We start from the raw sequence: 22972 nt of genomic DNA, 5'->3' as shown, positions 1-22972 counted from the left end.
TATTTTCTGAATACATATTTTGCTTAAAAGGATCCCGTTCATGCTTAACATCACTCATTTTGTCGATGGGCAACACACCCCAGCCAGTCAACGTAATCAAACCATCTATGATCCTGCTACGGGGGAAACTCGTGGCCAAGTATCATTGGCGAGTCACGATGAAGTAAGCTTGGCGGTAACGGTTGCCAGAAATGCCTATCAGACTTGGTCACAAGTGACGCCACTTAATCGTGCTCGGGTATTATTTAAGTTTAAAGCGTTAGTAGAGCAAAATATTGATAAATTGGCCCAACTCATCACTCTTGAACATGGCAAAGTGTTGGATGATGCTAAAGGTGAAATTACCCGAGGGCTTGAAGTTGTTGAGTTTGCTTGCGGCATTCCGCATTTACTCAAAGGTGAACATACTCAACAAGTGGGTGGTGGCGTTGACTCATGGTCTGTTAACCAATCGTTGGGTGTCGTCGCAGGTATTTCACCGTTTAACTTTCCTGTCATGGTGCCAATGTGGATGTTCCCTATCGCAATAGCCTGCGGTAATACCTTTATCATGAAGCCGTCTGAAAAAGACCCCAGTGCAGTAATGTTTATTGCCGAATTACTGACACAAGCAGGCCTGCCAAATGGCGTGTTTAACGTGATTAATGGCGATAAAGAAGCCGTTGATGCTTTATTAACTCATCCCGATGTTCACGCAATTAGTTTTGTTGGCTCAACCCCGATTGCCGAATACATTTACAGCACCGCCTCTGCTCACGGTAAACGAGTGCAAGCATTGGGCGGGGCTAAAAATCACATGTTATTAATGCCAGATGCTGACTTAGATCAAGCGGTCAATGCATTAATGGGTGCAGCATATGGTAGTGCAGGTGAACGCTGTATGGCTATTTCGGTGGTACTCGCGGTCGGCGATGTGGGCGAAAAATTAGTCGAGGCATTATTACCGCAAATTAGTGCCTTAAAAATTGGCAGCGGTATTACCCCTGAAATGGACATGGGACCGTTAATTTCGGCCCAGCATTTAGCTAAAGTACGCGATTATGTCGAAGCGGGTGTTAAGGAAGGTGCAACATTAGTCGTTGATGGCCGAGACATCAGTATTCAAGACCACCAGCAAGGTTACTTTTTAGGTGCGTGCTTATTTGACCATGTCACGCCAACGATGAGCATTTACCAACAGGAAATTTTTGGTCCTGTGTTAGCCATCGTCCGCGTCGATAACTATGCCGATGCATTGACGCTGATTAACCAACACGAATTTGGTAATGGCACCGCTATTTTTACTCAAAGTGGCCAAGTAGCTCGTCACTTTTGTCACCATGTTGAAGTGGGCATGGTCGGCGTTAATGTGCCGATTCCGGTGCCGATGGCATTTCATAGCTTTGGCGGTTGGAAACGATCGCTATTTGGGCCGCTGCACATGCACGGACCCGATGGCGTTCGTTTTTATACCAAGCGCAAAGCCATTACCGCTCGCTGGCCACAAGCTAAAACCGACACTAATGAACCTTCGGCATTTATTATGCCGACCATGAAATAAGTGAAGCCAACGATGAAGCATATTAACGATATTACGCTTTTTAGTAGTCAATCAACTGCGGTTGAGTCGTATCACTTAACGGATGAAAAACTGCTTACTGGTGATCCACTGCAGTCAGTGCAAAACCATTTCGAAAGCCCGTGCAAGCAGTTTAATGTTGGCATTTGGCAAAGTGAACCAGGCAGTTGGAATATCAATTATAGCGAATATGAGTATTGCGATATTCTCGAAGGCTGTAGCATTATCACCGACAGCCAAGGCAAAAGCTTAACCGTCAATGCTGGTGATAAATTTGTTATTCCTGCTGGCTTTACCGGCACATGGGAAGTCGTCAATCATTGTAAAAAAATCTACGTTATGTTTGAACAACAGCTTGAACAAACATAGTGTTTAACCGCCATGCGGTACAGACTAAATCGTTACGGTTTTAGGTCTGATAAGTGGCATTCGCAGCCGTTGTGTACCTAAATACCAACAACTGTATTTTATGTAAATGGAGATAATATCGTGTCGAACACATTAAAAAGAACGCGAATTGCACTGTTAACTGGATTAACATTATCAGCTACCCTACTGGCTCCACTCGCTACGGCAGAAGTCTCTGGTGCAATCACTGTAACCAACGACTACCGCTTCCGAGGTGTGTCACAAAGTGCAGCAGATCCCGCACTACAAGGTAATATTGACTGGAGCCATGATAGCGGATTTTTCGTCGGTGCTTGGGCAAGTACCATTGATTTTGATGAGCCTGAATACAATGGCCCAGATGTAGAGATTGATTTGTATGCTGGTTATTACGGTGAAATTAACGATGACACTAGCTATGACTTAACCTTGTACCGTTATAACTACCCTGGAGAAAGTGATTTAGACTATCTAGAAGTCAGCGCAGGTATCGACTTTAGTGGTTTTAGAGCCGCTTACTGGTTTACTAATGATTATGGTGGCAGCGATCTTGACCTACATTACACCGAAATCAATTATGGCTGGGAGTTTGCTGATAACTGGAGCCTAGATTTGCATTATGGTTACAATTTTGGCGACGCCATTGATGACGGAGAAGGCTTTGACAGCTATTCAGACTACTCTATTGGTGTATCAACAGAAGTGTCAGGTTTTGGCATCTCGGTTGCGTATTTAGACACCGACATTGATGGTGATAATGAAGTAAGTTCTGATCTATATAAAAACACCGGTACTTTATTAGCGAGCGTTAGTTACGCGTTCTAAGCCGAGTGAGTTAATCAGTACCCATGATTACAAGTCAGTCTTAAAAACAAAAAAACCGCCAATGGCGGTTTTTTTATGACTAATATTTAACGAAAAACAGTAGCGATACAACAAAAGAAAAAACGGAAATTACTTAGTATTCAAACCTGTTAGCGGCTGCCCTAGGGCTTGTTTTTTAACGCATTGCCAACCATCTGCAAGATTTTGCAATTGCTCGTTTCGTTGCGGAAACTGGCTGGCTAAATTACGCATCAGTGATGATTGAATCTCACAAATTTCGGCCCAACGATCAGCATTAGATAATGGCATTTTTCAATCCTTAAATAAGTTGTACATCCGTTTACATGCGTTCATGTATGTACATTAATGTAGCACAGCCCACTTTTTTAGAAAGCTATATTTACACCGTAAATCAGCTTAAAAAAACGCCACACACATACCAATTAAGCTTTTAGCTGATTTAAAAGAAATTTGTTTCATAAAAAAGAAACACGCATTCAATTAATATGAGTCAAACAATGAACTGCTAATCTAAAGCACTTATATGAAAAAATGATATGACAACATTTGATGGATTCATAAATGAGGTTTTATTGATGCGATATAATTTAGATCTTGCGCATAGATTTCAATAAAATAGCATTGCATCCATGGCATACCAGAGTATCTTATTGTTATAGCAACCGTTGAATATACGGCACAAAGGAGCGAACTATGGCTGATACCATCATAAAAATACTGATAATTGCAGGGTTATTTTTTCTGGCCTATAAACTGATTTTTAGTGGTAACCGTGGATTAACACTTTTTGAGATGCATTTTAAAGATGGCAAGCTCAATAAGCATAAAGGCAAAATACCGGAGAAGTTTGAACGTGATTGTCGTGCCATAGCCAAATCTAATAAACTGACTTGCACAGTCAGAGCTGAAAAATCTGGTGACGTACGTTTACACGTGTCGGCCAATATTGGCGATAATTTAATCCAGCAAATTCGTAACCAGTTTCCATTTGAGTATTACGATAAGAAACAGTCAGACGCGTCTAAACTTAAAGGCTAACATGGCCTATTGATCAAACGAAAAATGGACTCTAATGAGTCCATTTTTGTGTCTGTTTTCATGTCTATTTAGATTTAGTAAAAGTGACTGTACGCTCTAACTTAGTGCCCGACTATTGCTTAACACTTTCAGGGCTCAGCTTTTATGCTTAGTCGATTTAACTATTCAATGACTTAGCGATACCAATTAGTCAGGCTGTTTAGAAATCACCAAGGTGACTTGAGCAACCGTGATACCAAACTTAATAATATCGCTTTTATTGATAATGGTTTTCTCATCGACCAGAAACATCCAGTCGTCAAAATGGACTTCATATTCACTACCATCAACTGGCAATATCATGTCATAACGCCATCGCAATGCACTACCGCGAGACTCACCTTGAGCAATGCCTAATATGTCATTGGCTGTGCCCTCATAGAGCCCATTTCCTTTGTCAGTAATGTTCCACACACGAGTTTGCTTTTCGCCATCATCGTAAATAAACCATTCGTTTATCACACCCTGCTTACCTTCAGGCGAATCAACCCAGTGCGCTTCCATGGTGACGGTAAATTTGCGGGTCACCTTGCCTGAAAAATCTTGTACTACTCCAGCTGCCGTTAATTTACCATCAAAAAACGTGGCTAAATCTAACGTTGGAGTCGTTTGTTGATAATCTTCAATCGATGCTGATGAACATGACATAACGCCTAATGCGAGTGCAACATATAAGCTAGTTTGAGCCAGCTTTCGCGCTAATTGCTTAGTTAATTGTTGAGTTAACCGTTGAGTTAGCGTTCGGGCGCAAAAATGGCGCTGCTTACGGATGAATAATAAAATCGCGTGCATTAGTTAACTCCAATCAGTTGGTTACGTAACTCAGGACGGCTGGTTTTCTCAGACAACCAAATGTCAAGAAACGCCTCTGGGAATTGGGCGTTACTGACTTGATAATAAGGGGTGTCGTTGAGTAAAAATGCCGCATCTTCAGGGGTGTTAACCTTAAAGGTCAGCCTGTCGCCCTGTTTAACATCTGGCCAGGCATTAACTAACTGCTGCCTGTACAATTCAATATTGGCTTCGGTAAAACCTAAGTGCTGCCATTGTTCAATAGTGGCATCAACCAAATCAATAGCATCGATATCGCGGTGGTATTGAATGTCGAGAATCATTGGAAAGCGATTAGCTTGGTATTTACCGTCAATAGAGAATAACTTCGCACTATAAATATCAAGCCATAACAGACTCATATCGGCAGTGCCAACTTGAATCAATGTCGCATCGCTTATATCGTTCTTATCGCTTATACCGTTCTTATCGCTTATATCGCTCTTACCGCTTATATCGCTTTTTTCGCTCTTATCGTTGATATCATTTGCAGACGCATCGTTAATGCTCACCGCAACAATCAACGTTAACACTAATGCGCCCACCACACCGAACAGTAGTTCGACCAACCAATGTGATGATTGATGTAGCTTAATGTGTGGTTGCGACTTGACGCCATTATGTAAAGTTTTCATCTACGATTCTCCAAAGCAAGATCCACCGTTGTGATTCGAGAGCTAACAGCTAGCAATACGGGAAATAAGCAACTCCAGATCAATGCCAGTATAAACGCGCTCCACATCTCGCCTAAAGGCAACATTACTGCGTTAAATTTAGCTCCTGCGAGATAACTTAAACAGCCAAATACACCACCAAATAAGGCTTGTAACCAAATAGGAAACTTTCTAAAAAAAGCTAAGCTGTAATCCAAACAAAGCGCAAAGTAGAACCACAATAATCCCAACCAGTAAGGAATATTGGCGAACTTAAATACGCCAAACCACACCAATAGACTGTCAACCGCGATGCCAATCACACCACAGACGCACATTACCAGTGCATCATGACGAACTGATGTTGATAACAAAAAATGGCCAATAAGCAATAAAATAGACAGTAAGATAAGTTGGTTATGAGCTAATACGCCTGCCCACCACACCAACTGAAAGCATAAAGCATTGATTAAAATATATAATTTTGGAGGAATACCGTAAGAAGACATAACACCTCACACTAACAGGATGAGACGTCCCGGCAACGTGTTACCGGGGAATATAATGGCTATTGGGCTGTAGAACTATATTATAGTGGGCGGTATTGCGGTCGAACGGCAACAAGGTGAACCGTGCTAGTAGTGCGCTCTAAAAACCCACCTTCGCAGTAGCTCAAATAAAACTTCCACATACGGATAAAGTCATCGCCGTAATTTAAGGCTTTTATTTTATCGTAGGCAGCATCAAAATTTTCATGCCAGTGTTTTAGGGTACGCGCATAGTCCTTGCCCATATCGTCGATAGACCAGGTTACCATGTCGGTTTTCTTGGCAATATGTTTGGTCATTTCACTCACCGAAGGCAAACAACCACCGGGAAAAATATAACGCTGAATAAAGTCAACACTCTTACGATAACTGTCGTAACGTTGATCGGCAATTGTAATAGCTTGAATGAGCATGCGACCGCTTGGCTTAAGCAGATGCTGTAGTTTTTCAAAAAATCCCGCTAAATATTCGTGTCCCACAGCTTCGATCATTTCAATTGAAACCACGCGATCATATTCGCCTGTCAGTAAACGATAATCTTGTTTTAGTAAGGTAATCCTGTCTTCCAGCCCTTCTTGCTTTACTCGCGCCTGTGCATAATTGAACTGGGCATCAGAAATGGTAGTAGTGGTCACATGTACGCCATAATGTTTTGCAGCATAAATGGCCAACGCCCCCCAACCAGTTCCTACTTCAAGCAAGGTTTGACCTGGGGTTAACTCTAAGCGCTCGCAAATGGTGTGCAATTTATGTAATTGCGCTTCATTCAAGCTACTGTCATCTGCCGGATAAAGTGCACTTGAATACATCATTTCTGGGTCAAGAAACTCCTTATACATGTCATTACCTAAGTCGTAATGAGCCAGAATATTGCGTTTTGAACCCGTTTCAGAATTACGATTAAATATATGCTTAATGCGATTAACGCCGTTGCTCAACCATGAAAAATAACGTTCTATGTTGTCTAGTAATGCTAAATTTTGCGCAAAAACCTGCACCACTTTGGTTAAGTCAGGGCTACACCAATGGCCTTGAATATAAGCTTCGCCAGCCCCAATTGAACCACCAAATACCACTTGACGATAAAAGTTGGCATGCTGAACTTGCATAGTTGCGTGAACTTCGCTTTTAGGATCGCCAAACTCTGATGTTTGATTACCATCGACAATGGTTAAATGACCTTCTGCAAGATGTGCTAATGCACGAAGAAGAATTTTCCTTGCTAGGCTGTCAGACAAACTCGCTTGAGTCATGCTGCTTTCTGCCGCCGTATTTTCCATGTCATCTCTCCAGTTCATACACTGTCTAATTCGTTCGCTTTATTGGCGTAATTAAAGAGTAATACGTGATAAGCATCTATTTGGTTTACATTTTGTAAAATTAGTTAGCTTTAATCGTTTGCTTGCCTACAAAAGGGATTCGTTTAATAAATAGCTTCATTGCCTGCCAATAAATACCCAGCATAATTTTGCTAGTCATCAAGGGATAATTCAGCATAAATCGGCGCATAGATCGCGAATTTATCGATTGGCGTTTTAACACTAAACCGGCATCAAATAATTTATCGTTATTGGCATTTCGATTTTCAATGGTCACTTTCAAGTTTTTGGCCGGAGGCGTAATACGCCACAAGTAATGCATGTCTAAATTCATAAACGGAGACACATGAAAGACTTTGTCTGTTTGAGCGGTATTCGCAATATCAACCAGATAACAATGGCGCTCATTCCAAGGGGTATTACTGACCTCGGCAAGCATATAAACCATGTCATTTTGATGATAACAAAAGTAAAAGTTGACCGGACTAAAATAAAAACCAAAATGGCGTATCTGCCCAGAAAATATCACTTTATCGCATGTTTGTGTGGCACCTAAATGCTTAATGGTTGCCAACACGCGTTGCTTTAATGCGCCGGCATCATCCCCCTTGCTCGCCGAGCTCAGCACGAGTTGCTCACCAAATTGTTGCTTTAGGGAATTGAGGTAATCGCTAGGATTAAATTTAAGCGGGGTAAACTTGTCTGTGGAAAACAATCTACTGACTGCCGTTACTGCCGGCAGTTCATCTAAATCAATTGCCATCATCGCAATGTTATAACCAAAACTGTGCAACTTAGGCGTATGACGGCGATGGTTTATCTTGCCGCAATAAATGCCACTGTTTAATTGATCATGTTCCATTATCGATGTGGTTTGATTCATAGACTAATCCCAAACAGATCGCATACATCAACTGCGCTACGAACGGCGTCTTCATGAAATCCATTATGCCAGTAAGCACCAGCAAAATAGGTATTATTTTTACCATTAATGAGTGATTTTTTCGCTTGCGACTTCATGCTGGCATCATTAAATACTGGGTGAGCATAATTAAACTTTCGCAAAATTTTACTTTCATCAATCGATGCAGTTTGATTTAGGGTGACACAAAATGTAGGTGCACTACTCGGTAAACACTGCAAAATATTCATATTATACGTCACGCTAGCCGGACGCTGAGCAATATCTTGCTGATTAACACCATCTAAACGATAGTTCCAACTTGCCCATGCCGCTTTACGCTTGGGTAATAAATTAATATCTGTGTGCAGCACCACTTCATTATTTTGATATTCCATTGCGCCTAACACGTCGATCTCATCTTGAGTGGCATCGGTTAACATCGCTAACGCTTGATCGCTATGGCAACTCAACACCACATCGTCAAAGTGCTGCCATTCACCGTTAGCAACTTGAACATACACACCATCATCGCTACGTTTGATACCACTCACTGGAGAATTAAGCTGGATACGTTCTTTAAACGGTGCGGTTAAGGCTGGGATATAACTGCGCGATCCACCTTCAAGTACATACCATTGCGGGCGATCATTAATATTTAATAAACCATGATGCTGGAAAAAACGAATAAAGAATCGCAATGAAAAGCCGCGCATATCATCAATACTGGCAGACCAAATCGCCGCGCCCATAGGCAAAATGTAATGCTCACAGAAAAAGGCTGAGAAACCTTGTTGATCAAGATACTCACCGAGTGAAGACGTTGGGTAATTGTCGGCCTCATAAATAACTTTACAACCATTGTTGAAACGAACAATTTCACCTAAAAACCGGTAAAAACTTGGGCGTAACAAATTACGACGTTGGGCAAATAAGCTCCACAAATTATGACCATTATATTCAAGCCCAGTGAGTGCATTATTAACACTAAAACTCATTTCAGTCGGTAAAGACTTAATATTAAGTTGTGCCATTAATGTTTCAAATAGCGGATAAGTCCGGTCATTAAACACAATAAAACCAGAGTCTATTGCGTATTGCTGCCCTGCTACTTCCACATCAATGGTCGCTGTATGGCCACCAATATAATCATTAGCCTCAAACACGGTTACCGTGTGTTCACGGCTTAATAGGTGGGCACACGTTAACCCCGAAATCCCAGTACCAATTACAGCAATATTTTTCATTTAGTTAATCCTTGACGCTAATACTTGTTCTTGTGGTGAATTGACTTGGGTTTACTATTTAGGTGCCAGCAAAAATACTAGTAATTTTTCTGGCAATAAAGAGGCTAATTTAAGTAACCAAGTAAATTTAGTTGGGAAATGGATTTCACGGCGTTGACGCTGCATACCATTATAAATAGCCTCAGCCGCTTGCTTAGCGGTGATTTGCATTGGCATAGCAAAGTCGTTTTTGGCGGTTAACGGGGTTTTAACAAAGCCCGGACAAATAACGCTCACCCCAATACCATGCTGAGCAAGGTCAACTCGTAAACTACGGCCTAAATAACCAATAGCCGCTTTTGATGAACCATAAGCTTCGGCACGCGGAAACGGTAAATAAGTGGCACTTGAACTCATTAACCCGAGTTGCGCACCACGGCTCAATAAAGGTAAAAAATGCTCAAGGCAGTAACCCATGGCAACCACATTAGTATTGATGACTCTGGCAAATAGCGCTGAGTCGAAATGCAATGCATCGTCAATGTATTCACAGCTGCCAGCATTAAGAATCACCTGCTGCAACTGCCAGTGATTATCGTGTAACAGTTGCTTAAGTTTGGCGGCGGCGGCTTGTACCTGAGAACTATCGGTAATATCAAATTCAAGCGGAGTGGCCCCAGTTATGGCTTGTAAGGCTTGGGCATTTCGACCACAGGCTATAACGGCCACGCCTTTAGCCAGATAATGCTGCGCTAAAGCTAAACCAATACCAGAACTTGCACCGGTTATCAAAACCGCTGTTGTATCCGCAGGAACCATTGCCATTACTTAGTCACCCTATTTTTGAGTAAGCCAATCAAGCCACCTAAAAACGGCACTTGCTCGTACAGCATTTGGCCCAGATCAAAATAATCACGGTGAGAAAAAATCTTCTCAGAGAATTTAAGTTGTGACATGCCTTCAACATTAATCAGCTGTCCCTTACTTAATTTAGGGTGTGAATAGCTCATAGTCCAATACAATGCTGCTTGTTGCTTATCAGCACTGATCACCACTTCTTTAATATCAAATTCAATGTGGGTGACATTTTGATACATGTTGGCAAAATAATCGGTTAATGCTTCGATTCCCTCTACATGATGCATGGGATCTCGAAAGCAAATATCATCCCGATAAACTTGACGTAGTAAAAATAGATTATCTTTATTAAGCTGTTGATACATATTAATAAAAGCATCAACAATAACCGGATGACCATTAACGGACGCAGAGCTGTCAGCATTTAATGATTCGGATTGAGTATCAACTGTCGACTGTGCACCTTGCATTAACGGACTCCTATTACACGACCAAGAAAGAATACACGCAACCAGATATAACAATGCCTTATATGACAATAAGATAAAAGTATTTCATGGCCGTGCAGTAAATAAAAACTAACTTGGTATCCATACGAGATAGCGCAGGAAGTAGATCACCCTTTAAACGAATCACAAAGTAACACGCCTAAGCATGGCTTAGGCGTTAATAACGTTTATAAATTGAAACTGTTCTTTAGTAACCCTTTTTGGCTACCGGCTGCCAGTGTTTATCAACTTCTTGTTTAATAAAAGCTTGTTTGGCTTTAATGGCGTCGGCTTCAATAAAGCCAATAGCGGCATGGGCTTTTTGTTTGGTACTGTAATCTGGATACTCAACCTTGGTCACTGACATTTGACTCAATATGCGGGCTAATGCTTCACGGGCATACGTAACCTGTTCAGTTGATTTATCCAGTAACTCAATCCCTTCTTTAGGATTATGAGCGTACATACCATGCGATGCGGTGGCAAAATCCCAGCGCCATTGTGAATGACGAATAGCCATAATCGCATCATTCATTTGCGGCCATGTGGCTCCGGCATCCCATGCTGCTTTGGCTTCGTAATGTGCTTTAATCAGCAATGACTCTACATTTCGTGATTTAGCATCAATATTAGCTTTGGTTTTATCAAGCTTTTTGGTGATGGCCGCTTTACTGCTATGACAATTTGCACAACTACGATCAAAATTGTCTAATGCGCCACCCACCTTATGGTCAGTAAATGTAGCGCCTTTTTCATCGGTCGCAGGCGGCATATGACAAGTTATACACGTCACGCCTTGCTTAGCATGAGCCGAACGGCTCCAATGCTCAAACTCTGGATGACGCGCTTTTAATATTGGGGTTTTAGAAATTGGGTGGATCCATTCGTAAAAGCGACGAGTATCGTAATATTTTTCAATTTCATCAGCAGTGCTGCCAAAAATCCATGGAATATTAACTTTGTTATTATTTTCAGGCTGGAAATAATAACTCACATGACATTGACCACAAACCTGAGCGCCTTGCATGCTGCGGTCTTGCTTATCAAAAGGCAGTTTAATTTTTTCCATCGCATTTTGCGCATGAGGGCGTGGTAATGCGAGTTTAGCACTGCCATCAACATGACAATCACTGCAGTAAACAACGGATTTGATTTCACGGCCTAAATCGACAAAATTGGCATCTGAAAAACCTTGCATACCCATTTCTTTGATCAATCTAGGGGCATCAGGTGTTTTACAGGTCCAGCAACTGGCAGATAAACCTTTGTCGCCTTCAGCTATTGCAACACCAGTACGCAAGGTATGCGTCACGTCAGCAACAGCAAACTGATGCCCTCGAGGGCTATGGTATTCTTTGGCAAATGACGAACCCGCCCATAAAATGATATTGGCAGGATATTGCGCCAGTATATCGTCTCGTTCGACTTGTTCTTCTGTTGCTTGCCAAGAGTCATATTGTTGTGGAAACTTAAGTTGATTAGGATCCACTTCAGCACTTTGAAGCGACCAAGACGTTAGACTCAGCAATGCCATTGCGCTAATAATAATGCTTAACCCTACCTTGCTTCGCATTGGCCGAGTCGCTTTCATTATTACATCGATAAGTAGATCCATCATATTGCTAACCTTTCTCCAATCTCTTAATTTACAGCGCTACATTGTTCGATAAGTCTGTAGCACTACTTTTGAACTGTTTAGTATAGCGTCATCAATTTAGCTCACGTTATCCAGGACGACCATCAAGACGTGGACGCAGTAAAATCGGCGCGTAAAACCATACAAATAAACCAAAACCGATAAACCAACATGCTCCAGCTGCCCATAACCAAATTTGGGTGTATTCAGGCATCAACAAAGGCATTCCTGCACGTAAAACAGCGGCGAGAGGCAAACATAAAAATGCCCACGTCATATTAGGGCCTTGATAGATATTGCGACTAGTATGCCCAAGTGAAACGCGTGAAATCATTGATAAACATAATGATGCGATGCCGCCAATAGCAAATAAATGCAATAAGGTACGATAGGCATATTCGTTATCAATGTTGATTGCCATCAATAACAATGTGATTGGCAACGATAGATACGAAATATGCAATGACCACAGCATCGGCTCTTTTAGGGTTTTATGTGCTTGCCAACGAGCAAAACGGACTAAATGTAATATACCTGCTACTGCAAGCAGTGCTTGTTCAATCCCCTTTGGAAACCAATGACTTATTGCTTGAATAAACAGTAAACCCATTGCTAATAATAATGTATTTTCTAACACATTAATGGGATCAGGCTTGGGTTGTTGAATTTTCATTGCGGTAAAAAATGGGATAACTCGACCGCCAACAATGGTAATAACCATGGCAATCCACCAAATCATTCCTTGCCATAATTGGGTCGATAACGAAAAGTTACGTTCGGACAAGGCGTAATAACTGGCTAAATTAACCAACAATGCGACCACCAGCATGATAGGAAAACCTATATTGCGCCATTGTTTAACCGGATAAATACAGCGCCACAATGCCAACGCACTTAACCCTAAAAATAAGCTGTCAAATATTGCAGGTAGTATCAAAGGAATGTTCATTGGTAATAGCAACATTAAGCGGGCAATGAGCCAACAACCAAAGGTGACCATTAACGCGCGCCCCGTAATAGTGGGTTGATTGGTCCACGCTTGTACTGCTGTGAGTAAAAAACCGCACACAATAGCCATAGCGAAACCAAATAACATTTCGTGAGGGTGCCACCATAGGGGCACAACATTGGCCCAAAACTCACTGTTAAATAAGCTATATTGCGGAGTAAACCAGCCCATTAACCACAACGGGATGTATAACGCTGCGACACTTGCTCCACCTAAAAAAAACGGTCTAAAACCCAAACGCCATATTGCAGGAGTGTTATCAATTTCAGCAGGATCATCAATATTCAGCATAAGCAGTGCACTCACTTAGTGGATTAACATCAACAAGATTTAAACATGCATAATATATAAATCTTTAATATGGCCATTCTATGCTGTTAATTGATGTGCTTCAATCAATACTCATCAATCCACTCACCAGCCAAGCTCATAGTGTGATCTAACGCAAAAAAAGCCGCTATTATCATAAGAGATAATAGCGGCTTAATTGTGTTGTTGCTGATTTCTCGAACTAAAATGGACTCAGTAACCTGAGTTCAAGATAACAAACGGCTCTCAAACAGCCCTTTGTCTTGCGAACTGCGTTAAATGTTGATCGAAACAATTAACCACGCTTTAGCGCACTTAGTACTTCTATCGCCCGCAAGCGTGCCATCTTGTGTTCGACAATAGGTTGTGGGTATCGGTCATCCTGGCGTTGTGCAAATAAGTCATTCACATTGATGGTTTTGGGTTGATGAATATCGGCCAAAGGCCAAGTAGACAATTCGGGTACATAACGCTTTATGAAACTGGCATCAGGGTCGAACTTGCTACTTTGGGTCATTGGGTTAAATACGCGAAAATAAGGTTGCGCATCGCAGCCGGTTCCTGCTGACCATTGCCAACCACCATTATTGGCGGCTAAGTCACCATCAATTAGTTTTTGCCTAAAATATCGCTCGCCCCAACGCCAATCCACCAATAGGTGTTTAGTTAAAAAGCTGGCTACCACCATGCGTAATCGATTATGCATCCAACCGGTTTGATTTAATTGACGCATAGCAGCATCAATAATTGGATAGCCTGTTTGACCATTACACCAGGCGGTAAACTCAGCAAGATTATTGCGCCACACAATGCCGTCGCCTAACTCATTAAAGTTATGGTTCATGGATAGGCGTGGAAATGCCACCAGTAAATGGCGATAAAACTCACGCCAAATCAATTCATTTAACCACGTTTTTGCGGGGCAAGTATCATCAACTAAGGCTTGAGGATAACGCGCTAATATCGCTGCGACACATTGACGCGAACTAATAACCCCAATAGCTAAAAAAGGCGATAATCGACTGGTTCCTTCAAGGGCAGGGAAATCCCTCTCAGCTTGATAATCTGCAACTTGGTTTGCTAGAAATTGATCGAGTATTCGCTTTGCAGCGCCCTCTCCTGCAGACCATTGCTCACTAGATATATTATCGCAGTTAAATACGATTTCGCTAGGGGCTGGAAGTACAGCAGCTATTGGCTCTGGCACCGCGACGGGAACTATCGCGCGCTGGCCAGCAATACTTTTCCACTTTTTAGCAAAAGGGCTAAAGACTTTGTACATATCACCAGCCAAGTTTTTCACTTGCCCTGGTGCCAATACACAATCTTGGTCTATTAATGTTAATGGCATGCCGTTATCAATTAATGCGCAGTCTCGACGACGTTCATTTATTTCAGGCTCATTAGCAGCAAACACAGCAGCAATATTATGCTTGTCGATATAAGCGGCTAACAGGGTTTGTACTTCATCAAAGTCTTGCGCATGCAACACATCTAGATGAATACCTAACACCGCCAATGCCTGTGCTAACAAATTGACATGTCGCTGGATAAAATCAATTTGTATCGGCGCGACATCATGCTGCGCCCATTGTGCTGGTGTGACAAAATACACAGCTCGAACATGACTATGATTACTGGCAGCAAACTCACACGCAGCCACTAAAGCCGGATTATCTGCCACCCGTAAATCTTGCCTAAACCACATTAAACTATTCATAGAAGTCATTCACAATCGACCTAATAAGCATAACGAAGCTTAAGCGCTTCTGGATGTGGATTTAAATACACCTGCTCTTGAATATACGGGGTATGAAACTCACGCACATAATGGTTAATCAAGGTGATTGGCACCAGCAAAGGCAACAACCCTTGGCGATATTTTAAAATTGACTCACTCAACTCTTCTTTTTGTTCAGCGGTTAACTGCTTCTTAAAATAGCCTTGAATATGCTGCAAAGTACTGGTGTGATTTTTACGGGTGGCAATAATTTTAAGTGCCGTCATAAAGCCTTCAAAATATTGTTGCGCAGTTTGCTCAACATCTTGAATATCGGCCAATATAGGTCCTAAATCGCGATACCACTGCGGGCTGTGGGCCATTAATAGATACTTATAACGCGAATGGAACTGCATTAGCTTATGTTTAGTGAGACCCGATTTAGTCATTTGCTTCCAATCGTTATAAGCAAATACACGGGTGAAAAAGTTTTCTCTTAGTGGCAAGTCATGTAAACGGCCTTCTTCTTCTACTGGCAGAAATGGGTAGCGTTCCATTAATTTTTTTGCAAAAACACCGATGCCGGTTTTAGTGCCATGATTGGTACCAATTTTGTACTCGGTAACCCTTTCCATGCCACAGGTTGGTGATTTGGCACATAAAATATAACCGCCAAGGTAATCAAGCTCTTCCACTTTTGCTTGGGAGTATTCATTAAGCTTGTCTGTCACATCGAGCGTTCCATCAGCACTGCGAATATGCACTACATCGCCATCTCGTATTTGACGGATACTTTTGCGTGGTGCGCCCATGCCAATCGCCATTTCAGGGCAAACAGTGGTGTATTCAAAAAATGGTTCTATTTCTTGTCTACAGTAATAAGAGTTTTTGTGTCCGCCATCAAAGCGGACTTGGTTACCCAACAAGCAACTGCTGATCCCAATTTGGATTTTTTCTGGCACAAATGTATCGATATTTGGCATATTATGCACTCCTGTGGCAACCGTAATATTCCCAAAGTGGGATAAAAAAAGATGTCATGCTAACTACACATACTATTAAGCAAAAATACGAATAAAACACCCATTAAGTTCATTATTTATAGGGTTATTTATCGTTTTTGCAATATGAGCCTACATATTAGTCAAATAACGCACACAAAAAAACAGAACCTAAGTTCTGCTTCATTATTCATCTTTTACTTGTCTTCCACCTGAACGGCCCAGATTAAGCTTCAACAGGATTAACTATTCGCTTTGTTGCCGACGCGTTCTAATCCCCACACCAAACCAATCCCCACCAGCAGACACACTATGGCAATGATAATTTGTGATGATTCGCCAGTGATTTGCTCAAACTGAAACGGAGATAAATTTTGCTCAACCAAAGGCACTAATTCACCCTTAGAATTCTCGCGCCAACTGATCACTTGTTTCCATGGCCAAATTTTACCTAGCGTCCCGAGCATTAATCCCGTTAAAAATAATAACGTCGTGTCATGGAATTTACGTAACAAAGCCGATAACACATGACTAAAACTTAATAATCCAACCACAGCACCAATCGCAAAACAGGCTAAATAAACAATATCAAAGCCTTTAGCTGCCGCTAATACCGCTGGATACATCCCTAAAAGCAACAAAATAAAGCTGCCTGAAATCCCAGGTAATATCATGGCGCAAATAGCAATAGCACCACAAAAGAAGAAATTAAGGTAACTCACCTGCATTTCAATAGGATGTAACACTGTAATAGCCCACGCAAAGGCGACACCGACAATGAACATGGCAATCCGCATAGCAGTGAATTTGTTCACTTGCTTAAGCATATGAACCACTGAAAATAAAATTAATCCAAAAAAGAACGACCACACAGGAATGGGGTGAGTGACCAATAGCCAAGAAATCAATTTAGCTAAGGTAAAAATACTGGTGAGGATCCCACCAAATACACACACGAGAAAAGGACCGTTAATGTGTAAAAAGGCGGCTTTAATGCCTTTTTGTTTGATAATGCCCACTAACGACCAGTTTATTTTGCGAATGCCATCCAATAATGGGTCTAAAATACCGGTAATAAACGCAATAGTGCCACCCGACACGCCCGGCACAACATCTGCAGCGCCCATGGCCATACCTTTGAAATAATTCAATAACAGTGAGTCAGTTTTCAAAATTCATCCTTAATGTGTCTAATCACGTAAATTATACCTGTGCCCTTTGCAATGAGCGATGGAAAATATTCAACGGGGCTTTTCCGCAGGTTACAACAATGTTAATCTCGTCCGACCAGATAACGATTAGAGTTCATTTATGATCCCAACTAAACCCAATAAAGTCATGTCACTATATAAGAAAGTCACTGCTTATCCATTTGGTAAACAGATTTTTTCTAAAATGGTGTCTCGAATGGCGCCCTATTTTGGCACAGTACACCCTTACATAAGTGATTTACGCGTTAACCGCTGCGAATGTTTAATCAAAAAGCGCAAGAAAGTCCAAAATCATATTGGAACCGTGCATGTGATTGCCATTTGTAATGGTCTGGAAATGGCCATGGGTACGATGGCAGAAGCATCAATCCCGGCTCATTTACGCTGGATCCCTAAAGGCATGAGCGTTGATTACACCGCCAAAGCGGGCAGCGACATTTTATGTGTGGCAGAGGTAAAACCAGAACAATGGCAAGTGGGTGATATGTTAGTCGACGTAAAAGCCTATGACACTAACGGTGTTGTGGTGGTCCAAGGGCATATTAAGCTATGGATTTCAGAGAAACCTCAAAAATAACTAAGTAATTTAATCACCTTTATTCACTTTTGCTAGGGAAGCATAATGTTAAAAAATGGTCTGGCGCAAGCTAACACAAATCATCTCGGTAAAATCATTCCAGTCGCAGTTTTACTGCTAATGCTGATCAGTTTATATGGCAGCTGGTATACCATTGATCAGGGTGAACGTGGGGTATTGCTGCGTAACGGTAAAATTATCGATACTGCAGAACCCGGTCTTGGATTTAAAATTCCACTGATGGATACCGTGGTTAAAATATCAACCCAAACTCATACCGCAAACTACCAAGGTTTACAGGCGTATAGCCGCGATCAACAACCTGCCACCTTACGCGCATCAGTCACATTTAGCATACCGCCAGATCGTGTTGAAGAAGTATATGCTAATTTCAAAAGTATCGACTTAATGGTGTCACGCTTACTCGACCGCCAAGTGCCAACCCAAATTGAGAATATTTTTGGTAAGTACACTGCTATTTCTGCGGTTCAAGAACGTATCAAGTTTGGTATTGATGTCACTGACGCCATTACTAAATCAATTAAAGGCCCGGTGACCATTAATTCGGTACAGATTGAAAATATCGATTTTAGCAACGCATACGAGAAATCAGTAGAAGACAGAATGCGTGCAGAAGTAGAAGTACAAACCCAATTACAGAATCTTGAAAAAGAGCGTGTTAGTGCCCAAATTGCCGTCACTCAAGCACAAGCGGAAGCAGATTCACAATTGGCCCGCGCAATTGCCGAAGCAGAAAGTATCCGTATTAAAGGTAACGCAGAAGCATCAGCCATTAAAATTCGTGCTGAAGCGCTAGCGCAAAATCAAAATTTAGTTGAATTGACTAAAGCGGAACGTTGGGATGGGCGCTTACCAACAACCATGTTACCTACTGGTACTATCCCGTTCCTTGAAGTGCAAACAACCAAATAAACCAAACTGCATACTTCACAAAACAAGCGTTCGGTATTAATACTGAACGCTTGTTTTTTTATCATCATCTTGCCTCACCTAAACGTATTATCTAGTTGCATTACCGCTTTTGGCTGGTAATCTCTAACAGCGCCTCTTTAATGAATAAAGAGGGTTTATAAACAGCTAAAAATAAAAGGAATTAAGCGATTAACACTGCAACCTACATGGATGAGCATAGCGCTCCGGTCCAACAAGCTCGTTTGGCTAATCTTGACGCTATCAGAGGGCTTGGCGTATTAGGTATTTTCTTCCTTAATATCTATTTTATGGGCAATAGTTTTTTCGGTTACGCTCCTCATGAGGTTCAACCCACCAGCGACATTATCCTACTCATTTTTAGCAATTTCTTTTTAGAAGGTCGTTTCTTTAGCCTATTTGCGATGATTTTTGGGGTGGGAATGCTAATCCAATACCAACGCCAGCAAATGAGAATGGAGACAGCCACCACTACTCAGCAGAATAAACGCATAAAAAGCCGTCTGTATTGGTTAATTGCCTTTGGCGTAATACACGCTATTTTCATCTTTCCTGGCGATATATTATTGTCTTATGGTGTCAGTGGATTATTAGCTTTTCGCTACATTAGCCTCAGTGCCGATGAACTAATCCGTAAAGCTAAATGGTTTATCTTTTTATCATTTATACCCATCGCACTTATTTCGCTCATGCCAGACGATCAAGTTTATTCACGAGATTCAGCTTTCTTCATCGAGCAACTTGCTGCTTGGACCGGTAGCTACCAACAACAACTGACCCTGCACCTAACCATGTTTGCGTACATGCTGGCGGTTATTCCATTAACGTTAATGTGGTATATCACCGGCTTAATGCTTTTAGGGATGGCGTTATATAAACGCAATATCTTTGTTGATGGATTGGATAATAAAACCCTGTGGCAATGTGTATTTTGGGCCATCACATTAGCATCATTAGACTCGATATTAAGTCTAAGTGGCAATCAGATGTTGGAGTCGATGTCTGATCTTTTATTGTGGTTCAGCGCTATTGCGACAGCTTTGATTTATATCCACATTATTGTTAAATTCTGCCAAAATACGCCACATAGACTGAAACTACTGCAAAACGTCGGGCGGATGGCGTTTAGTTTGTACATTCTCCAGTCAATAGTCGGTATTTTACTGTTACGTTATATCGCACCAGACTGGCTGTACTCACTAGACCGAATAGGTTACGTCTCAATTGCGATTATCTACAGTGTATTTCAACTGTTGTTAGCGGATGTCTATTTACGCAAATTCAATCAAGGCCCATTAGAAAAGCTTTGGCGTGTGTTAGTCTCCCGCACAAGCTAATGAAACATATACACTTAAAAGAAGAATCTATGCAACTACCATTGTGTGCAATGCTGATTGACCTCATCAGTATGACGAAATCAATATGATAAAATTAATCTCACAGAGCAGGCACTAAAATGAATAAGTTTGCTTGGTTGATGTTGCTGCTCATTGGCGCTATTTTTGCCACTATTCAGCCCTGGTTAGCTGGGGTATATGGCCTAATTAATGTGGTCACTTATAGTTTGTATTATCGTGATAAATCGGCGGCTAAACAGGGGCAATGGCGCATAAAAGAAAGCACCTTACAGTTTTTTTCTTTAATTGGCGGCTGGCCAGCAGCGCTACTCGGCCAGTATCACTTACGTCATAAAACCCAAAAATCGTCTTTTAAACGGATATTGTGGTGTTGCATCATACTCAACTCAGTTGGAGTCAGCTTATTGTGTTATCAGCTGTGGCATCCGTTATTAGACGCATACCGTTAAGCTGTTGGTTCAATTGTCGCTTCAATCGTGTTGATGAGTATTAGCTCAGCAATTTTTACGCTAAACTAGCCACACTATCTACCCAACAATTCGAGATCAATTATGCGTATGATTTTGGCCGTGCTGGTCATTGCGGGCGTTATTTTTTATTTTTTCACTCAATCTAACAATTCTAAAGCCGCTAAAGAAAATATTGAGAAAGGTAAGATTTTTTTAGCTGAAAATACCAAACGCGAAGGCGTCAGCCAAACCTTATCTGGCTTACAATATGAAGTACTCGTTAAAAGCGAGAATACTGAACACCCTAGCGCAAAAAGTAAGGTTACCGTGCATTATCACGGCACACTCATTGACGGTAGCGTATTCGACAGCTCTGTTGATCGCGGCGAAACAATCAGCTTTGGTTTAAATCAAGTGATAGCCGGTTGGACCGAAGGTGTACAACTCATGAGTATTGGCGACAAATTCCGTTTTTATATTCCAAGCCAATTGGCTTACGGCAATCGCTCAACAGGTAACATTGAAGGTGGTTCAGTACTGATTTTTGATGTTGAGTTATTTGAAATCAACTAATTGTCTGTTCCGTAGATGAAAGCCTCCTTCGGGAGGCTTTTGCATTTTCTGAGTTACTAAGTACTTTATTAATTTTAAACTGTTGTTGACAGTTCTAACCAACAGGTTAAACATAACAATAATAACCCGATATTTTTCAACTATCGCCCAGTAAAGGATTACACATTGGCTATCCCTAGAGTCTTTATCAGTTCCACTTGTTACGACTTAAAACATATCAGAGAAAACCTGAAATACTTTGTTAAAACCATAGGTTACGAGCCAGTACTTTCTGACGATGGTGATGTTTACTACGGTGTAGATACACATACACATGACGCTTGCCTGAGTGAAGTTGCTACTTGCCAATTGTTCATCTTGATCATTGGCGGGCGATACGGTGGTGAACATAAAGACAAAGAAGGGTCTATTACTAATAATGAGTATCGAGAAGCTGTCAAAAATAAGATTCCTATTTTTGCGTTAGTTGAGAATGCAGTTTATTCAGACCATCATACTTATCTTTCAAACAAGAAAAGTAATCCTGATTTTTTTGAGCAAATAACATATCCAAGTATCGACAACATTAAGATTTTTAGCTTCATTGATGAAGTAAGAAAAAACATTATTAACAATGCCTTAGTTTCATTTAACAACTTTGCAGATATGGAAAGCTATCTAAAGAAGCAATGGGCAGGAATGATGTATGACTTGCTAGCAGAAAGAAAAAGAGCTGATGACTCGCGAATCACAAATAGGCTAATTGATGACTTAAAGATAGCGACTGAAAAATCAGCTGAATTAATAAAAGTATTACTTAGAACTACAGATGCTGAACATGCTGAAGAAAAAATTACTGAAATTGATTTGAAGGCTGAAGCTAAAACCTTTCATCAATTCATAGAAGGCATGTTTGAAAAAGAATACTGTGCTAAACATAATATTGAGACTATGCCTAAACCTAACGATTATGAATATTGGCATGAATTTTTAGTGGCGACAGGTGACTTTAAAGTAACCAGAATAAAAGACAATCGCACAGAAAAATCATATTTGATGGATTCAAGCGGTTTTATTGCAGATGTCGCTCCTATTGATGAAACAGACTCAGCAATATGCAGAGCTGTTCAAGAAGCATTTGAGTCATTAAAAAAACTCGATCCTAAAACACAAAAAGAAGTTTTAGATGATTTTACCTTCCCATTTTAAGCAAAATATTCGCCGTTAATACTAAAAAATAAACTGTAGTTGTTAATACAACGGCACACTCATTGACGGTAGCGTATTCGACAGCTCTGTTGATCGCGGCGAAACAATCAGCTTTGGTTTAAATCAAGTGATAGCCGGTTGGACCGAGGGTGTACAACTCATGAATATTGGCGATAAATTCCGTTTTTATATTCCAAGCCAATTGGCTTATGGCAATCGCTCAACCGGTAAAATCGCCGGCGGCTCAGTACTGATTTTTGATGTTGAGTTATTTGAAATTAACTAATCAGCAATGAAG

24 protein-coding genes and 1 pseudogene are annotated in these 22972 nt (G+C 41.1%); 11 read left to right on the top strand and 14 right to left on the bottom strand.

Going from position 1 to position 22972, the window contains the following annotated elements:
• The first annotated feature begins 40 nt into the window (after nt 1-40).
• From CXF88_RS21500 to CXF88_RS21490, 3 genes are all read left to right on the top strand, one after another.
• Nucleotides 41-1540, top strand: coding sequence for a CoA-acylating methylmalonate-semialdehyde dehydrogenase (locus CXF88_RS21500; protein WP_101088796.1), 1500 nt, complete (start codon nt 41-43; stop codon nt 1538-1540).
• 12 nt (nt 1541-1552) lie between these two features.
• Nucleotides 1553-1927 (top strand): cupin domain-containing protein, encoded by a 375-nt coding sequence (locus tag CXF88_RS21495; protein ID WP_101088795.1) that lies wholly within the window; start codon nt 1553-1555, stop codon nt 1925-1927.
• Between the two features lie 120 nt (nt 1928-2047).
• Nucleotides 2048-2770, top strand: coding sequence for a TorF family putative porin (locus tag CXF88_RS21490; RefSeq protein ID WP_101088794.1), 723 nt, complete (start codon nt 2048-2050; stop codon nt 2768-2770).
• 129 nt (nt 2771-2899) lie between these two features.
• On the opposite strand, the gene CXF88_RS21485 is transcribed toward CXF88_RS21490, so the two are convergent.
• On the bottom strand, nt 2900-3079 hold the full coding sequence (locus CXF88_RS21485; RefSeq protein WP_101088793.1) for a hypothetical protein: 180 nt from the start codon (nt 3077-3079) through the stop codon (nt 2900-2902).
• 405 nt (nt 3080-3484) lie between these two features.
• On the opposite strand from CXF88_RS21485, the gene CXF88_RS21480 reads away from it, so the two are divergent.
• A complete protein-coding gene (locus tag CXF88_RS21480) occupies nt 3485-3829 on the top strand; it encodes a DUF3634 family protein (RefSeq protein WP_101088792.1) in 345 nt (114 codons plus the stop codon).
• Between the two features lie 186 nt (nt 3830-4015).
• On the opposite strand, the gene CXF88_RS21475 is transcribed toward CXF88_RS21480, so the two are convergent.
• From CXF88_RS21475 to CXF88_RS21415, 13 genes are all read right to left on the bottom strand, one after another.
• Nucleotides 4016-4516, bottom strand: a complete 501-nt coding sequence (locus CXF88_RS21475) for a DUF3833 domain-containing protein (protein ID WP_242445227.1) — start codon at nt 4514-4516, stop codon at nt 4016-4018.
• Between the two features lie 143 nt (nt 4517-4659).
• Complete coding sequence (locus CXF88_RS21470; protein ID WP_101088790.1) at nt 4660-5334, bottom strand: chalcone isomerase family protein; 675 nt, start codon at nt 5332-5334, stop codon at nt 4660-4662.
• The gene (locus CXF88_RS21465) at nt 5331-5861 is read right to left on the bottom strand and encodes a DUF2878 domain-containing protein (RefSeq protein ID WP_101088789.1); all 531 of its coding nucleotides are present in this window, start codon (nt 5859-5861) and stop codon (nt 5331-5333) included. Before CXF88_RS21465 ends, CXF88_RS21470 begins: the two co-directional genes overlap by 4 nt.
• Before the next feature lie 80 nt (nt 5862-5941).
• On the bottom strand, nt 5942-7180 hold the full coding sequence (locus CXF88_RS21460) for a cyclopropane-fatty-acyl-phospholipid synthase family protein (protein WP_101088788.1): 1239 nt from the start codon (nt 7178-7180) through the stop codon (nt 5942-5944).
• Nucleotides 7181-7280: 100 nt separating this feature from the next.
• On the bottom strand, nt 7281-8102 hold the full coding sequence (locus CXF88_RS21455) for a DUF1365 domain-containing protein (protein ID WP_101088787.1): 822 nt from the start codon (nt 8100-8102) through the stop codon (nt 7281-7283).
• A complete protein-coding gene (locus CXF88_RS21450) occupies nt 8099-9367 on the bottom strand; it encodes an FAD-dependent oxidoreductase (RefSeq protein WP_101088786.1) in 1269 nt (422 codons plus the stop codon). Before CXF88_RS21450 ends, CXF88_RS21455 begins: the two co-directional genes overlap by 4 nt.
• 54 nt (nt 9368-9421) lie before the next feature.
• On the bottom strand, nt 9422-10171 hold the full coding sequence (locus CXF88_RS21445; RefSeq protein ID WP_101088785.1) for an SDR family NAD(P)-dependent oxidoreductase: 750 nt from the start codon (nt 10169-10171) through the stop codon (nt 9422-9424).
• Complete coding sequence (locus CXF88_RS21440; RefSeq protein WP_197708488.1) at nt 10171-10569, bottom strand: nuclear transport factor 2 family protein; 399 nt, start codon at nt 10567-10569, stop codon at nt 10171-10173. Before CXF88_RS21440 ends, CXF88_RS21445 begins: the two co-directional genes overlap by 1 nt.
• 331 nt (nt 10570-10900) lie before the next feature.
• Nucleotides 10901-12226, bottom strand: a complete 1326-nt coding sequence (locus CXF88_RS21435; RefSeq protein ID WP_242445226.1) for an ammonia-forming cytochrome c nitrite reductase subunit c552 — start codon at nt 12224-12226, stop codon at nt 10901-10903.
• A gap of 190 nt (nt 12227-12416) precedes the next feature.
• Entirely contained in the window at nt 12417-13628 is a 1212-nt protein-coding gene (locus CXF88_RS21430; protein ID WP_101088782.1) for an NnrS family protein, read from the bottom strand.
• A 313-nt stretch (nt 13629-13941) separates the two neighbouring features.
• Nucleotides 13942-15375, bottom strand: a complete 1434-nt coding sequence (phrB, locus tag CXF88_RS21425) for a deoxyribodipyrimidine photo-lyase (RefSeq protein ID WP_101088781.1) — start codon at nt 15373-15375, stop codon at nt 13942-13944.
• Nucleotides 15376-15386: 11 nt separating this feature from the next.
• Nucleotides 15387-16340: a DUF523 and DUF1722 domain-containing protein gene (locus CXF88_RS21420; protein ID WP_101088863.1), complete on the bottom strand. Its 954-nt coding sequence runs from the start codon at nt 16338-16340 to the stop codon at nt 15387-15389.
• A gap of 269 nt (nt 16341-16609) precedes the next feature.
• Nucleotides 16610-17500, bottom strand: coding sequence for a DUF368 domain-containing protein (locus CXF88_RS21415; RefSeq protein WP_101088862.1), 891 nt, complete (start codon nt 17498-17500; stop codon nt 16610-16612).
• Nucleotides 17501-17678: 178 nt separating this feature from the next.
• On the opposite strand from CXF88_RS21415, the gene CXF88_RS21410 reads away from it, so the two are divergent.
• The 7 genes and pseudogenes from CXF88_RS21410 to CXF88_RS21380 all read left to right on the top strand — a co-directional run.
• Nucleotides 17679-18155, top strand: coding sequence for a hotdog fold domain-containing protein (locus tag CXF88_RS21410; protein WP_101088780.1), 477 nt, complete (start codon nt 17679-17681; stop codon nt 18153-18155).
• Nucleotides 18156-18200: 45 nt separating this feature from the next.
• A complete protein-coding gene (locus CXF88_RS21405; protein WP_101088779.1) occupies nt 18201-19088 on the top strand; it encodes an SPFH domain-containing protein in 888 nt (295 codons plus the stop codon).
• A 206-nt stretch (nt 19089-19294) separates the two neighbouring features.
• Nucleotides 19295-20443 (top strand): DUF418 domain-containing protein, encoded by a 1149-nt coding sequence (locus CXF88_RS21400; protein ID WP_101088778.1) that lies wholly within the window; start codon nt 19295-19297, stop codon nt 20441-20443.
• A 119-nt stretch (nt 20444-20562) separates the two neighbouring features.
• On the top strand, nt 20563-20913 hold the full coding sequence (locus CXF88_RS21395) for a DUF1294 domain-containing protein (RefSeq protein ID WP_101088777.1): 351 nt from the start codon (nt 20563-20565) through the stop codon (nt 20911-20913).
• A 102-nt stretch (nt 20914-21015) separates the two neighbouring features.
• Nucleotides 21016-21486, top strand: a complete 471-nt coding sequence (locus CXF88_RS21390) for an FKBP-type peptidyl-prolyl cis-trans isomerase (RefSeq protein ID WP_101088776.1) — start codon at nt 21016-21018, stop codon at nt 21484-21486.
• Nucleotides 21487-21651: 165 nt separating this feature from the next.
• Nucleotides 21652-22674 carry a DUF4062 domain-containing protein gene (locus CXF88_RS21385; RefSeq protein WP_157822847.1) on the top strand — a complete coding sequence of 341 codons (1023 nt, stop codon included), beginning with the start codon at nt 21652-21654 and terminating at the stop codon, nt 22672-22674.
• Nucleotides 22675-22720: 46 nt separating this feature from the next.
• A pseudogene (locus CXF88_RS21380) lies at nt 22721-22960 on the top strand (FKBP-type peptidyl-prolyl cis-trans isomerase); the annotation flags it as partial.
• Between the last annotated feature and the right edge of the window lie 12 nt (nt 22961-22972).

This window comes from Shewanella sp. ALD9 (assembly GCF_002836315.1).
In the GTDB taxonomy this organism is placed as follows: domain Bacteria; phylum Pseudomonadota; class Gammaproteobacteria; order Enterobacterales; family Shewanellaceae; genus Shewanella.
Note: the sequence above shows the minus strand (reverse complement) of the source record. Positions and strands in the feature narration are given on the sequence as shown.